Here is a 15,455-nt window from a genome sequence, read left to right on the forward strand (position 1 = left end):
GTATCAGAGCCTTATAAACTAGCAAACCGGGCATTTCATCCAGATGATACGATCATCGATGTATCAGGAGTTAAAGTCGGTGGTGAAAATCTAGCGTTGATCGCAGGACCTTGTTCGGTAGAAAGTGAAGAACAGGTAATTGAAGTTGCTAAAGCTGTAAAAGCAGCCGGAGCTAATATTTTACGTGGTGGAGCTTTCAAACCAAGAACCTCACCATATGCATTTCAGGGAATGGGTTCTTCAGGACTGGATATTTTGGTAGCTGCTAAAAAAGCAACAGGTCTGCCAATCTGTTCAGAATTAATGGATGCACAGTATCTTGACGAATTTAATGAAAAAGTAGATTTGATTCAAATCGGAGCAAGAAATATGCAAAACTTTGATTTATTAAAGAAAGTAGGAGCAGGGACAAAAAAACCGATTTTATTAAAAAGAGGATTAAGTGCGACATTTGAAGAATGGATCATGTCGGCAGAATATATCATGGCCAGCGGGAATCCAAACGTAATATTATGTGAAAGAGGGATCAGAACATTTGAAAGCTATACAAGAAACACATTAGATCTACAAGCGATCCCGGTAGTGAAGAAACTGACACATTTACCGATCATAATCGATCCAAGTCACGCCGGAGGGAAATGGTGGTTAGTGGAACCGATGGCAAAAGCATCAGTAGCAGGTGGAGCAGATGGATTGATGATAGAAGTGCATAATGATCCTGAAAAGGCGTTGTGTGATGGACCACAATCATTGAGACCAGAGAAATATGAGAAGTTATTAAAACAAATCAGTAAGATAGCTGAAGTTGTAGGTAAGAAAGTATAATAAATTTTAGGAGGAGATATAGCGATGGATTTGACAGTTGCGTTAAAGGATAATAGTTATCCAATTTATATTGAAAAGGGGATTTTGAGTCAGGCTGATAAATATATTAAACAAATTTATCAGGGGAATAAAATCATGATCATTTCCGATGATCAGGTATATAGCTATTATGGGGATCTTTTAACTAATGTCTTGAATAAAGATTTTATCGTGGAGCATGTAACAGTTTTACATGGTGAACAGTCTAAACGGTTTGATATTTTACCATCGCTATATAAAGCTTTGTTGGATTTTAAACTAACAAGAACTGATTTGATCATTGCTTTAGGTGGTGGCGTAATTGGTGATCTAGCGGGATTTGTAGCAGCCTCTTATTTAAGAGGGGTCAAGCTTGTCCAAATTCCAACGTCGCTTTTAGCACAGGTAGATTCATCTGTAGGGGGAAAAGTGGCGGTAGATCTGCCAGAGGGCAAAAATCTTATTGGGGCTTTTTATCATCCTAAGATGGTTTTAATTGACCCAAATACGTTAAAGACTTTACCTAAACGCTTTATTAATGATGGGATGGGGGAAGTAATTAAATATGGTTGTATTAAAGATCGGGCTTTATTTGATAAATTAAATAATTATCAGAATTTTGATGAACTTTATCAAGATATTGATGAGATAATTTATCGTTGTGTTGATATTAAGCGCGATGTCGTAGAACGTGATCAGTTTGATTTTGGTGATCGCCTATTATTAAACTTTGGTCACACATTAGGACATGCGATTGAACAGTATTATCATTATCAGACATATTCTCATGGTGAGGCTGTTGCAATCGGAATGGTTCAATTAACAAAAATTGCTGAAGAAAAAGGTTTATCACCTGAGGGGACTAGTGATATAATCGAAGCGATCTGTCTTAAATATAATTTACCTACTCATAGCGATTTAAAAACAAGTGATCTAGTAGGGGCAATCAGTCTTGATAAGAAAAATATTAATAAAAAATTATCATTAGTATTATTAAAAGAAATTGGTAATAGTTATGTTTATCAAAGTGATCTTTCATTAATTCAAACAAAGGATAGGGTTTAAAATGACAGCAGTAAAAATAACACCAGCTAAATTACAGGGAACGGTTCAAGTGCCACCGTCAAAATCATTAGCACATCGTGCAATCATTTGTGCTAGTTTGGCTAAAGGAGTTAGTCGTATCGATAATATTGAATATTCAAAAGATATTCAAGCAACGATCAAAGCTATGAAATCATTAGGAACTAAAATTGAAGAGTATGATGATTATTTGATCATTGATGGAACGACTACGTACACAAAACAAAATAGTGAGATCGATTGTGAGGAATCTGGTTCGACACTTAGATTTATGGTACCAATTTCAATCGTTGCGGAAAATAGAGTTCATTTTATTGGTCGCGGAAATTTAGGAAAAAGACCTTTAGATACATTTTATGAAATTTTTGAGCGCCAAAATATTGGTTATATATATAAAAAAGATGTTTTAGATCTATATGTGATAGGGAAATTAAAACCTGATCATTATTTGATCCCAGGTAATATTTCTTCACAGTTTATTACTGGCTTACTATTTGCTTTACCGCTTTTAAAAGGTGATTCGATCATCGAAATAACTTCACCATTAGAATCTAAAGGCTATATTGATTTGACTTTGCAAATGTTAGATCAATATGGGATAAAAATTATCAACAATAATTATAAAAGCTTTATTGTCAGAGGTAATCAAGAATATAGCGCTCACGATTATCGCGTTGAAGCAGATTTTTCTCAGGCAGCTTTTTATCTTGTTGCTGGAGCAATTGGTAATGATGTAGTTTTAAAAGATTTAAACTTAGATTCATTACAGGGGGATAAAGCAACATTAGATATTTTAAAAGCAATGAAAGCAACAGTTGATGTTGTTGATGAGGGAATCAAAGTAACTGCTCAAGAACTGGTAGCTGCGACAGTTGATGCTAGTCAATGTCCGGATGTTATTCCTGTTGTCTGCGTAGCTTTAGCTTTAGCTAAAGGTAAAAGTGAGGTCGTTAACGCTAAGCGGTTAAGAATTAAAGAATGTGATCGAATTGAAGCAACAAGCTCTCAAATCAATGAATTAGGTGGAATGGTAACAGAATTATCTGAAGGCATGATCATTGAGGGTATAAATGAGTTTGAGGGTGGAAATTGTTCAAGTTATAATGATCATCGCATTGCGATGATGCTGGCAATAGCTGCAACAAGATGCAAGCATGCAATCATTATCGATAATATGGAATGTGTAGAAAAATCTTATCCTAGTTTTTGGGAAGATTATCAGTCATTAGGAGGAATTATTGATGTCATCAACGTGGAAAAATAAAATCGAAATTACAATTTTTGGCGAATCACATGGTAAAGCTATTGGTGTTGTTTTAGGTAATCTTCCTAGTGGAATTAAACTTGATATGGAAGAAGTTGCTAAAGAAATGAAGCGGCGGGCTCCTGGTCAAAATAAAATGTCAACAGCTAGGAAAGAAGCTGATAAAGTAGAAATAATGAGTGGTATCCAGGACGATATTATTACTGGAGCACCGTTATGTGCGATGATCTATAATAGTGATCAGCATTCTAAAGATTATTCTTTATTAAAAGAAAAAATGCGACCTGGTCATAGTGATTATCCAGCTTTTGTGAAATACAAAGGCTTTAATGATGTTCGTGGCGGGGGACATTTTTCGGGTCGGATCACAGCTCCAATCGTATTTGCTGGTGCTGTTGCAAAACAGATCTTAGCACAAAAAGGAATTTATGTTGGTGCCCATATTTTAAGTATTAAAAATAAGTATGATGATTATTTTGATATGCGTTTGTCTTATGATACATTGAAATATTTGAAGGGTCAGCAGTATCCTGTCTTGAATCAAGCTGTGTATGATCAATTTGTAGAAATTATTGATCAAGCACGAATGAATCAAGATTCAGTAGGAGGAAAAATTGAGTGTGCAGTTGTTGGATTAGAGGCTGGATTAGGGGAACCATTCTTTGATTCGATTGAAAGTCATCTGTCAAGTCTTCTATTTTCGATTCCTGCTGTCAAATCAGTTGCTTTTGGTAATGATTTAATTAGTGAGATGTATGGTAGCGAAGCTAATGATTGTTATTATTATGATGGTGATGTTGTAAAGACGAAGACAAATAATAACGGGGGTATCACAGGTGGAATCAGCAATGGCATGCCGATAGTTTTTAATGTGGGAATCAAGCCAACTCCTTCAATTTCTAAGCCACAAGAAACAATTGATATCAAGAATCATCAAAATACAATTTTGGAAATTCATGGACGCCATGATCCATGTATTGTTTTTAGAGCAACAGTTGTCGTTGAAGCTATGGCTGCTTTAACAATACTTGATTTAGTGAGGTAATTATGAAAGATTTAGAACAATGTCGTAAAGAAATTGATGAAATCGATCAACAGTTGATCAAACTTTTTGAACAAAGAATGCAGGTCAGTAAAGATGTAGTAACTTACAAATTAGCTCATGATATGGAAATATTTCAGCCACAACGTGAAAAAGCGGTAATTGAAAAAAATGCTGATCGTATTACCAATCCTAATTTAGAAGACTATGCTCGTAATTTTATTCAAGATGTCATGGATATTGGAAAAAGTTATCAGGCTAGTTTTATCCCTTTGAAAGATACGTATCAATTAACTAAACCTAAAACTGAAAATATTAAAGTTGGATATGCTGGAGTACCAGGTGCTTTTGCTCATCAAGCGTTATTAGAGTATTTTGGTGATGTTGATAATATTAATTATGAACATTTTCAAGACGTTTATGATGCTTTAAAGAATGATGAAATTGATTATGGCATCGTTCCTTTAGAAAATTCTTCAACTGGCGCAATTAATGATAATTATGATTTAGTAAGAGATTATGATTTTTATATCGTTGGTGAACATAGTGTTGGTGTCACGCAACATCTTTTAGGAATCAAAGGTTCTAAAGTAGAAGAACTTGAATATGTATATAGTCATCCCCAGGGAATTGCTCAATCAACGGATTTTTTAAAGAAATATCCAAATATAAAACCGCAAAATTTTTCTAATACGGCAGCAGCAGCAAAGTTTGTTAGCGAAAGTAATGATCATCATTTAGCAGCTATTGCTTCAAAAATGGCTGCTAAGTTATACGATTTAGAAGTCTTACAAGAAAATATTCATAACGAAGAAAGTAATAATACGCGTTTTATCGTTTTTTCAAAACAGTTAGAGGATCATGAAGATACTAATTGTGTTAGTATTGTTTTTACTTTACAACATAAAGCTGGAGCCCTTTATTCGATTTTAAAAGTTATTAAAGATCATCAAATAAACCTATCTAGAATTGAATCACGACCAATCAAAGATAAACACTGGCAATATTATTTTTATATCGATTTTGAAGGCAGTTTACATGATGATAATGTAAAATTAGCTTTAGAACAATTAAAAGCTAATTGTTTAACACTAAGAGTTTTAGGAAATTATCGTCATGCCTGAGGTATTCAGATGAGAAATATTGTATTGATTGGCATCATGGGCTGTGGTAAAACAACGATTGCTGCGCTTTTAGCTAAAAAATTAAAGCGTCCGGTTATTGATATTGATGAATATATTGTAGAAAAACACCAGCAAACAATTCCCGAAATGTTTAAAATCGGTGAAACTTATTTTAGAGAAAATGAAACTGATGGTTGTAAAGATATGGCTAAGTTAGAAGGTCATATTATCTCTACGGGAGGCGGTGTTGTTTTAAATCCTTTGAATATTCAATATTTAAAAGAAAATGGAGTTATTGTTTATATTGATCGATCGATTGATGATATTTGTAAAGATGTTGAAACTTCAACTAGACCGCTATTAAAAGATGGACCACAAAAATTATATGACTTAAATAAACAAAGGTATCAGTTATATTTAGATGCTTGTGATATTCATTTTATTAACGATGATACGTTAGAGAATGTTACCAATAATTTAATTGAAATCTTAAAAAATTATATTTAATAACTTTTAAGTTGATAAAAAGTATGGTAAAAGCCATACTTTTTACTCCTTATATTACTTTAAATATACTTATAGACGATTTTAAGATAAGTCTAAAAGTTTGTTTTTTGTGATTTTGTTAATATAGAATTTAAAACGATATTTTTTATTAGCAAAAGTTTAAAAAGTGTATTAAGCATAACATAGTATGAAATAATTATTATTTCAGATTGCAGATTTGTAAAATCAAATACAAAATTAAAAGTAAAATAGAATCAGGTTTATTGACTGGTTCTTTTTTATAAAAATAAAAAGTATTTATAATCAAAGAAAATGACACAGGGTCAAAAGATAGATTTTGTTGACATATTTTTTGAACTATGAACTTGTTAAAAATTATGTTTTTAAAATATAGCTAGTTTTATTGAAATAGAAAACAGGTCTTTATTTATAAAATTTTTACTTTATGAATTGAAGTTTAAACAAAGATAAAATTTATGATATAATGTTAGACAAGGTGATTAAAGTGAAATTGGTAAAAGAAGAGTATGTTGATAAAAACTTACCTAAAGGATGGAAGCCGTATTATATCTATGCCATGATCGTTGATGATAAAGCTGTCGGAAAGATTGTTTTACGTGAAGGGACGAAAGAAGAACGTTATTATGATGGTCATATTGGATATACGGTTGAAAAAGAATATCAAGGACATGGTTATGCTTTTCAAGCTACACAATTATTAAGAAAAGAAGCATCATTATTAGGGTTTAAGGAACTGATAATAACTTGTTCACCTGATAATACTGCTTCTAAAAAAACAATTTTAAAATTAAAAGCACAATATTTAGAAACAGCTGCAGTTCCTAAAAAATTAAGAAAGAATTTTGCTGCTGGTGAAAGCGAAAAAGAAATTTATATCATAGAGTTATAAGGAGATAGATAATGAGATTTGTTCATATTAGTGATATTCATTTAGGAAAACTGCTTTTTCAACAGAATTTATTAGAAATTCAGGCTGATTTGTTGAAGCAGATAACTAATTATCTAGTTGAAAATGAAATTGATGTTTTAATTATGGCTGGCGATATTTATGATCGCAGTGTGCCTAGCAACGAGGCAGTTGAAGTATTAAATGATTTTTTGTCATCGTTAATTTTAAAACATCATAAAAAGGTTTTAATGATTGCTGGAAATCATGACAGTGCTGCAAGATTAAGCTTTGCTAGCGGCTTATTAAAACATGAGGGGTTATATATCGAGGCTCATTTACAAAAGGAAATGAAGCCGATCATTATTGATGGGGTAAATTTTTATTTATTACCTTTTTTTAAACCTTCTTATTATCGCTATTTGTTTGAAGATGAAAATATAATTACTTATCAAGATGCTTTTGAAGCATATTTAAAAAGACAGAATTTTGATTTTAAAGCAACGAATGTATTAATAACGCATCAGTTTATCGCTGGTAATAAAGAAGTTGTGCGTAGTGAAAGTGAAGTGGTTTTAAGTGTTGGGGGAAGTGAAATAATTGATGTTTCTTTAGTGGAACCGTTTGATTATGTAGCTTTGGGACATATTCATGCGCCGCAAAAGATTGCAAAAGAAACAATTCGTTATAGTGGTAGTTTAATGCGGTATTCTTTTGATGAAGTGTTACAGCAAAAAAGTATTGTCGATGTTACGATCGTTGATAAAAAAGTATCATTTAAATTAGTAGCACTAAAGCCTAAACAGAATCTAATTAAATTCTCGGGGTCATTTGATGAAATAATGAATTTAGAAGATAATCATCATGATTTTATTGCAGTTGAGTTATTAGATACAATGATCGTTCCTAATGCCATCGATTATTTACGAACAAAATTTACTAATGTTTTACAAATAACTTATCCTAATTTAATTAGTCAGCAAATAAAAAATAATACTAAAGCTGATCAGGGATTTGAAAAATTGTCCTCATTAGAACTATTTGCGCAGTTTTATCAAAAAATAAAAGGTGTGCCAATCGATGATAAATCTAAAGCAATAATAACTAAAATAATGAAAGGGGAAGATGATCATGTTGCCTAATACCCTTACAATGTCAGCTTTTGGACCATATCGAAATGTTGTCAAAATCGATTTTGAAACCTTTAAACAAGATGGATTATTTCTAATTACCGGACCTACCGGCTCAGGAAAGACAATGATCTTTGATGCTATAACCTTTGCTTTATACGGGGTTTCAAGCGGTAGTGAAAGAAGCAGTGAACAATTTCGGAGTGATAAAGCTGATAATGATGTTTTTACATATGTGGAATTAGATTTTACTTTGCATGGCAAACACTATCTGATCAAGCGCTCGCCTAAGTATTTATTAGAAGGTCGAAAAACGCCTAAAATGCCAACGGCTTTATTAACTTTGCCAGATGGAAAAGTTGTTGATGGCGTCAAGGAAGTAAATGCTAAGATAAAAGAAATTTTAGGAATTGATGAAAAACAGTTTAAACAGATCGTCATGATTGCTCAAGGGGAATTTACTAAACTTATTTATGCGGGTAGTGATGAGCGGGAAAAAGTTTTAAGAAACTTGTTTAAAACGGATGATTTAGTGTACCTGGAAGAAAAATTAAAAGAACAGGTCAAAGAATATCGAAATAAATATGATTTATTATTTAAGCAAAGAGAGATGTTAAAAGATAGTTTAAAGATCGAACCGACAAATCTTGATGATGAAGCTTATTTAAAGATGTATGAAAAAGAAGTAAAGGATAACGAATTGATTTATCAAACGAAGTTTGAAGAGTATCATCAGATCAAGCAAGAGTTGAATATAACATTATTGAATAATCAAAGAATCAAACATTTAGATGAATTACAGTTTAAATTAGATGATTATTCAAATAATCAGGAATATTATCAAAAGCTAAAAGAGAATATCTTATTGTTGAAAAAAGCCATGAGTTTACAAAATACTTATCAAGAAATGCTTTCAAGTAAGAAAAAAGTAGATAAATTATTGACTGCTAGGGATGATAGTCAAAAACTTTTGATAAAGACTAAAAAAGAATTGGCTGATAAGGAAAAGGAATATTTAGATATTGCTAAATATCAAGAAAAAAAAGCAACACTAACGATTGAATTACAAAAAAATAAAGAATTAAAACAAATTTATAAAGATTATCAAAATGATCTAGCTATCCAAACGAGATTAAATAAACAGATCAGAATTATTAAAAGCAGATTAGTAGGTTTAGAAGATAAACAAAATAAGTATCAAAAGCTGATTGATACAGATAGTGCCAGCATCTCTAAATTAGATAAATTAAAAAGTAACTATGAGTTAGTCAATCAAGAGTACCAAAAGTTACATCAGCATAAATTAGAATTACATCGTTTAAGTGAAGATTATGATAAATTATTGTTGACTGAAGATCAGGGATATGATTTAAAAGAAGAATTTCAAAGAGTTGAAGAAATTTATTTAAAGGAAAAGCAAAATTATGATATGATCGAACATCGTTTTCGTTTGAGCCAAGCTGGAATCTTAGCTAGTGGACTTAAAGAAAACGAGCCTTGTCCAGTCTGTGGATCGTTGCATCATCCCCATATTGCTAGTTTTGATAAAGATATTGTTTATCATGATGATTTAAAACGAGCTAAGCATAGTTTTGATAAATGCCAAGAACAACGTAATGATCTTTATAATGCTTTGATGTTAAAACAGCAGGAAATTTCTTTGTTGAAAAGTAAATTAGAGTCTGATTCAAAACGTCTTGATATTGATGAGGAATTAGGAAAAGAGGTCTTTATTAAGGAATTAGGAGTAATCAATATTAAGGAATGTAGTTTGTTGAAAGAAGCTAAAGAAATGGATAATGAAATTATTTATTTGAATAAGCTAAAAACTACTTTAGATAACCATTTAAAAGATCTAAAAGAAGTTGAAATAAAGATAACTGATGATAATGATCTGCTTAGTAATTATAATGATCAATTAAATCAATTAGTAGGGAAAATAGCTTCTTTAGATCATTTAAAGCAATTGACCGAGTCAAAAATTAATCAAATGATCAATGATGATGAAAAACAGCTTCAGGATCTAGATGTCTTAATAACGACACTTGAAAAAAATTATCGTTATTTAAAAGAAAAACAGATTCAATTAGAAACTAATGACCAGGTATTAGTTAAGCAGTTACAGGAAGAAAAAAATAATTATCAAGATAAATCAAATATTTATCTTGAACAGTTAAAACAATTATTCGATAATGAAGATCATTTTATTGAATTATTACCACAAATAGTATTATTAAATGATAAAGAAAAAGAATATAATGATTATTTGATCAATAAGACGACATTGCAAAATCAAATCAGTGAATTAAAGAAAGAATTAGAAAATACAAAATATGTCGATACTTCTAAAATAGAAGAAAAGACAATGATTCTCAAAAAAGAATTAGAAGGCTTACAAGATTCATTAAATAAACAAAAAGCTAAACTAATGATGATGAGTAAAACAATTGAAAATATTAAAGAAATTGATAAACAGTTAAATGATAATTATGAAAATTATCAGCGCTACTTAGAATTAAGCGAGATAACTTCTGGTAAAAACGAATATCGGATCTCATTTGAACGCTATGTTTTAGCTGCTTATTTTGAAAATATTTTAGCTTATGCAAATATTTTGTTAAAAAGAATGTCTCAAGGCAGATATCAGTTATATCGCCGTGATAATCGTTCTAAAGGTGCTGGAAAGCAAGGTTTAGAGCTGGATGTTTTAGACTTAGAAAGCGGGATGTTTAGAGATGTTAAGACTTTATCAGGGGGCGAATCATTTAAAGCGGCTTTATCGTTAGCTTTGGGATTATCAAAGATGATTCAAAGTTTTGCTGGGGGCATCGAACTTAATACTCTATTTGTTGATGAAGGGTTTGGTTCTTTAGACAGTCAGTCATTGGATCAGGCAATCAATTGTTTGATTGATTTACAGCAGGATGGTAAATTGATTGGAATAATTTCTCATGTAAGTGAACTAAAAGAGCGTATCGATCATAAGATCGTTCTTTCTAAAGGAAATAAAGAAACTTATATTTCTATTGAATAATCCAGACATAAATAGTAAAATAAACAAAGATTATAATGAAATGAGGAGATATGATGGCAAATAATAAAAAAAATGATGCAATATGTGCAATGGAGGATGACTTTGCTCAATGGTATACAGATGTATGTAAAAAAGCTGAATTAATGGATTACAGCAGTGTTAAAGGCTTTATCATTTATCGGCCATACAGTTATGCAATGTGGGAAGCAATTCAACAATATATGGATAAACGTTTTAAAGAAACTGGACATGAAAACGTTTATATGCCGATGCTTATTCCACAATCATTATTACAAAAAGAATCAGATCATGTTGAAGGATTTGCGCCAGAATGTGCAATTGTAACAAAGGGGGGATTAGATGATTTAGAAGAAAATCTAATCATCCGTCCAACTTCAGAGACCCTATTTTGTGAGCACTACGCTAAAGTAGTAAACTCTTATCGTGATCTGCCTAAATTATATAATCAATGGTGTTCAGTAGTGCGCTGGGAAAAAACAACCCGTCCGTTTTTAAGAGGATCAGAGTTTTTATGGCAGGAAGGTCATACGATTCATGCTAGTGAAGCAGAAGCGCGGGCTGAAACTTTACAAATGTTAGATATTTATGAAGATACAGCTAAAAACTTATTAGCGATTCCAATGGTAACAGGTCGTAAAACAGAACGTGAAAAGTTTGCTGGGGCGTTGGAAACATACACGATCGAAGCTTTGATGCATGATGGTAAAGCGTTACAGTCAGGGACTAGTCATTATTTTGGGCAAGGTTTTGCGAAAGCTTTTGATATGAAATTTTTATCAAAGGAAAATAAATTAGAATATGTTTATCAGACATCTTGGGGTGTTTCAACAAGATTACTAGGGGCCATCATTATGGTTCATGGTGATAATAATGGGTTAGTTTTACCACCACGAGTAGCACCGATCCAAGTGATGATCATACCGATTCAGCAGCAAAAAGATGGTGTTTTAGATAAGGCTTATGAGTTGCAGCAAAGATTGAAAGATGCAGGAATTAAAGTTAAAGTTGATGCTAGTGATAAGACACCAGGATGGAAGTTTTCTGAAGCTGAAATGCGCGGGATTCCATTAAGACTTGAAATTGGTCCTAAAGATATTGCTAATAATGCTTGTGTCATTGCTAAAAGAAATGATGGAACCAAGGAAACATATCCATTAGATGAAAATCTTGAAAATACAGTTAAGCAGTTATTAGATACGATTCATGAAGAAATGTATCAAAAGGCTTTAAAACATCGTGATAAAAATATTCGTCAAGCTAATAGCTATGATGAATTTAAAGAAATTCTAGATACTAAGGGTGGTTACATCAAAATGATGTGGTGTGGCGATGAAAACTGTGAGGTTAAGATTAAAGAAGACACAGGAGCTACTAGCCGTTGTATTAAAGAAGAGGAAAAGCCATTTGGTGATGTTTGTCCAATTTGTGGTAAACCAGCTAAAAAGGTTGTATATTTTGCTAAAGCTTATTAGAAGATCAAACAGTTTTGCTTTAAAAGTGAAACTGTTTTTTATTTATAGTTGACATATCAATTAATTTGAATATAATAGTTGATATGTCAATTATTAGAGGTGTGATCATGGAAAGATTAGGCAAAGTAATCAATCAGTTAGCAATATTAAATCGTAATGATAGTAATCAAAGATTGAAACAATATAATTTAACTGGCAGTGAGGGTGCTGTTTTATTGATGTTCAATAAAAAACATGAACTTTACCAGGAAGATATTATCAAAAAATTAGAAATTGATAAAAGCGCGGTAACAAGACTATTGAAGCGCATGGAAAGTAAAAATTTGATCAAGCGAATTCAGGCTCCTGATGATAAAAGATATTGTTTGATCGGGATAACTGAAGCGGGACTAGAAAAACAAAGGCAGGTCGATCGTGTCTTTAATAAAAAGGATCATGAAATTGTTGCTGGTTTGTCTAAAGAGGAGCAAACTGAACTTAGAAGAATGCTGGAAATTATAAAGAATAATATTGGTGGAGGGAAAATCAATGAATGATGAAAGAATGGGAACTAAAAAAATCTTGCCATTATTAGTAGAATTTAGTGTTCCAGCCATAATTGGGATGCTGGTCAATGCCATATATAATGTTGTTGATCGAATGTTTATTGGTAATGCTCCTGATTTGGGAGCAATCGGTATTGCCGGGATAACGATCAGTTATCCGATTACATTAGTTTTAATGGCGATTTCTTTAATGGTAGGAGTAGGCGGGGCTACGCGTTTTAGTATCTCACTAGGTAAAAAAGAACCTGAAAAAGCAAGAATCTACCAAGGAAATGCCGTTGTGTTAACGATTATTTTTGGCTTGATTTTCACGATTTTTGGAAATGTTTTTATTGACCCGATTTTAAGAATTTTAGGGGCTAGTGATAAAGTTATGAGTCATGCTAGAGATTATTTATCGATTGTATTATATGGAGCTGTTTTTCAGTGTGTCGCAATGTGTGGTAATAATTTTTCACGAGCTCAAGGTAATCCTAAAAATGCAATGATTTCCCAGTTGATTGGTGCTGGGTTTAATATTTTATTTGATTATATTTTAATTATGAAATTACATATGGGAATGCATGGAGCGGCTATTGCTACGATTGGGGGACAATTTTTAAGTATGATCTGGCAGCTTTGTTATTTATGTTCGAACCGATCATTAATTAAGCTGGATTTAGATTGTTTAAAATTAAAGGTGAATTATGTATTAGATATCATAAAAACAGGAATTCCTGCGTTTTTAATGCAGATGGCAAATAGTGTTTTAAACTTTATTTTGAATAGTACTTTAGGTAGGTATGGCAGTGATATCGCGATTTCGGCAGTAGGGATCATCACGAGTTTTCAAACTATTTGTCAAATGCCTTTAACGGGGCTGATGCAGGGACAACAGCCATTAGTAAGTTATAATTATGGTGCTGCAAAATATGATCGAGTGAAAGAAACTTTAAAATATGCAGTTATTGGTGGAACGATCATTGCGGTTACAGGTTTTTTAGCGGTTGAGATTTTTCCTGAAACGATCATTAAGATGTTTAATAGTGAAAAAGATATAGTTGAACTTGGCGTTAAAGCAATTAGGATCTGGTTTGCTTGTTTACCATTATTGGGAGCGCAGATCATCATGGCTAATTATTTTCAATGTATTGGTAAAATCAAGGTGGCTAGTGTCTTGAATTTATTACGGCAAGTCATTATTTTGATTCCGATGATATTGCTTTTAGCTGCTGTTATTGGTTTAGATGGTATTTTTATGGCAGTACCGATTGCTGATCTTAGTGCGTTTGTAATAACGATTTGTTTGTTTGTCAAAGCAATAAAGAAATTATTTTAGTAAAACATAACTATAGATCAATATAGAATTAAAGAGGTCAATTTAAATGACCTTTTTGTTTAGTTAAAATATTAATTTAAGATTCAAGGATCAGGCAGATCTTTATGTAAAGGCTGGATAGAAATATATAGTATACTTTGATTATTTTAAACTTGGAATGAATGTAATATATATTCATGTTATAATTATTTATAATGAAATGAACAAATTGTTAGGAAATATTAATGGAGTGATTTGGCGACGAATATACAATGGTTGATAAGTAATAGAAAGTGGAAAAATTTTGATGGGAATCATCGTATTAAGCAGATATATAGTTTTGTTCGTGATTAAATCTTATTTAATTACAATGGGATGATGTATTTTAGCATCAAAAGTTTTGGCTGATGGATATGGACAATGTAATACAAAAGAAATACTTTTTATGACATGGTATAAATCGAGTACATGGCTTCACGATTACAAAGTATGCATGGGATAATTTGTAGATATGGTGTTGCTGTAAAAAATTTTTGTAATCCGATGATTGCTTTTGAAGGAATTAATCAAGATTTTGAAATTTATGATTGTCTAGATAATTTATTTAAAAAGTATCATCAGGAAATATCGATTTTTCTATATAGAAATTTAAGTAGATATTTAATGAATTACAAGATAAAAAATGCTAAATAGTTAGTTTGTAGGATGAGTGATAAATTAGAATTTGTGGAGGTACGACTATGAAAAAATATGATATAAGTAAAGACTTTGGATTATTTGCCCATTTTTCACCTCCATTTAATAAATTGATATTTCCAATGTCTTCTTTAATATTGGGTATAACCCCAAAGTTGTTAAAAAGTAGTGGAGATGTAAAAATAATACGAAAAAAAATGAAAACGGATGATAAAAAGAATATAGATTTATATATTTTCAATCCTATAAATATAAAAACTGATAAAGTGATTTTATATATTCATGGAGGAGGATTTGTTTTTAAAGGATATTCTAGTCATTATCATCTTTGTTCAATATTTGCAGATAAGTGTCATTGCAAAGTTATATATGTAGATTATCGCCTTGCACCTAAATATAAATATCCAATTCCCTTGAATGATTGTTTTAGTGCATATAAATGGATTATAGAAAATGCTGATTATTTAAAAATTGATATAAATAAAATTAT

The 15,455-nt window shown here is 31.5% G+C and carries 14 protein-coding genes; all 14 read left to right on the top strand.

All coding sequences use genetic code 11. The annotated features are described in order from the left end of the window. Positions 1-825: 3-deoxy-7-phosphoheptulonate synthase (aroF, locus tag BR82_RS0112125; RefSeq protein ID WP_027090405.1), on the top strand; the 825-nt coding region annotated here is incomplete at its 5' end. Positions 826-849: 24 nt separating this feature from the next. Further along, entirely contained in the window at positions 850-1,908 is a 1,059-nt protein-coding gene (gene aroB / locus BR82_RS0112130) for a 3-dehydroquinate synthase (protein ID WP_027090406.1), read from the top strand. Position 1,909: 1 nt separating this feature from the next. Continuing rightward, on the top strand, positions 1,910-3,190 hold the full coding sequence (gene aroA / locus BR82_RS0112135; protein ID WP_027090407.1) for a 3-phosphoshikimate 1-carboxyvinyltransferase: 1,281 nt from the start codon (positions 1,910-1,912) through the stop codon (positions 3,188-3,190). Next, positions 3,168-4,235, top strand: coding sequence for a chorismate synthase (gene aroC, locus BR82_RS0112140; protein ID WP_027090408.1), 1,068 nt, complete (start codon positions 3,168-3,170; stop codon positions 4,233-4,235). Before aroA ends, aroC begins: the two co-directional genes overlap by 23 nt. A gap of 2 nt (positions 4,236-4,237) precedes the next feature. Further along, complete coding sequence (gene pheA / locus BR82_RS0112145) at positions 4,238-5,356, top strand: prephenate dehydratase (protein ID WP_027090409.1); 1,119 nt, start codon at positions 4,238-4,240, stop codon at positions 5,354-5,356. A gap of 9 nt (positions 5,357-5,365) precedes the next feature. Beyond that, positions 5,366-5,863 carry a shikimate kinase gene (locus BR82_RS0112150; RefSeq protein WP_027090410.1) on the top strand — a complete coding sequence of 166 codons (498 nt, stop codon included), beginning with the start codon at positions 5,366-5,368 and terminating at the stop codon, positions 5,861-5,863. A 505-nt stretch (positions 5,864-6,368) separates the two neighbouring features. Beyond that, positions 6,369-6,773, top strand: coding sequence for a GNAT family N-acetyltransferase (locus tag BR82_RS0112155; RefSeq protein ID WP_027090411.1), 405 nt, complete (start codon positions 6,369-6,371; stop codon positions 6,771-6,773). 11 nt (positions 6,774-6,784) lie between these two features. Next, entirely contained in the window at positions 6,785-7,912 is a 1,128-nt protein-coding gene (locus BR82_RS0112160) for an exonuclease SbcCD subunit D (RefSeq protein WP_027090412.1), read from the top strand. Continuing rightward, entirely contained in the window at positions 7,902-10,934 is a 3,033-nt protein-coding gene (locus BR82_RS0112165; RefSeq protein ID WP_027090413.1) for an AAA family ATPase, read from the top strand. The genes BR82_RS0112160 and BR82_RS0112165 overlap by 11 nt, the downstream gene beginning before the upstream one ends. A gap of 53 nt (positions 10,935-10,987) precedes the next feature. Further along, positions 10,988-12,427, top strand: coding sequence for a proline--tRNA ligase (proS, locus tag BR82_RS0112170; RefSeq protein WP_027090414.1), 1,440 nt, complete (start codon positions 10,988-10,990; stop codon positions 12,425-12,427). A gap of 107 nt (positions 12,428-12,534) precedes the next feature. Next, the gene (locus BR82_RS0112175; RefSeq protein ID WP_027090415.1) at positions 12,535-12,963 is read left to right on the top strand and encodes a MarR family winged helix-turn-helix transcriptional regulator; all 429 of its coding nucleotides are present in this window, start codon (positions 12,535-12,537) and stop codon (positions 12,961-12,963) included. Beyond that, positions 12,956-14,290 carry an MATE family efflux transporter gene (locus BR82_RS0112180; RefSeq protein WP_027090416.1) on the top strand — a complete coding sequence of 445 codons (1,335 nt, stop codon included), beginning with the start codon at positions 12,956-12,958 and terminating at the stop codon, positions 14,288-14,290. Before BR82_RS0112175 ends, BR82_RS0112180 begins: the two co-directional genes overlap by 8 nt. 447 nt (positions 14,291-14,737) lie before the next feature. After that, the gene (locus tag BR82_RS17755; protein ID WP_027090417.1) at positions 14,738-14,962 is read left to right on the top strand and encodes a hypothetical protein; all 225 of its coding nucleotides are present in this window, start codon (positions 14,738-14,740) and stop codon (positions 14,960-14,962) included. Positions 14,963-15,009: 47 nt separating this feature from the next. Next, the coding region (locus BR82_RS15830) for an alpha/beta hydrolase fold domain-containing protein (protein ID WP_027090418.1) at positions 15,010-15,455 on the top strand (446 nt) is incomplete at its 3' end.

It is taken from the genome of Thomasclavelia saccharogumia DSM 17460 (assembly GCF_000686665.1).
Lineage (GTDB): Bacteria > Bacillota_I > Bacilli_A > Erysipelotrichales > Coprobacillaceae > Thomasclavelia > Thomasclavelia saccharogumia.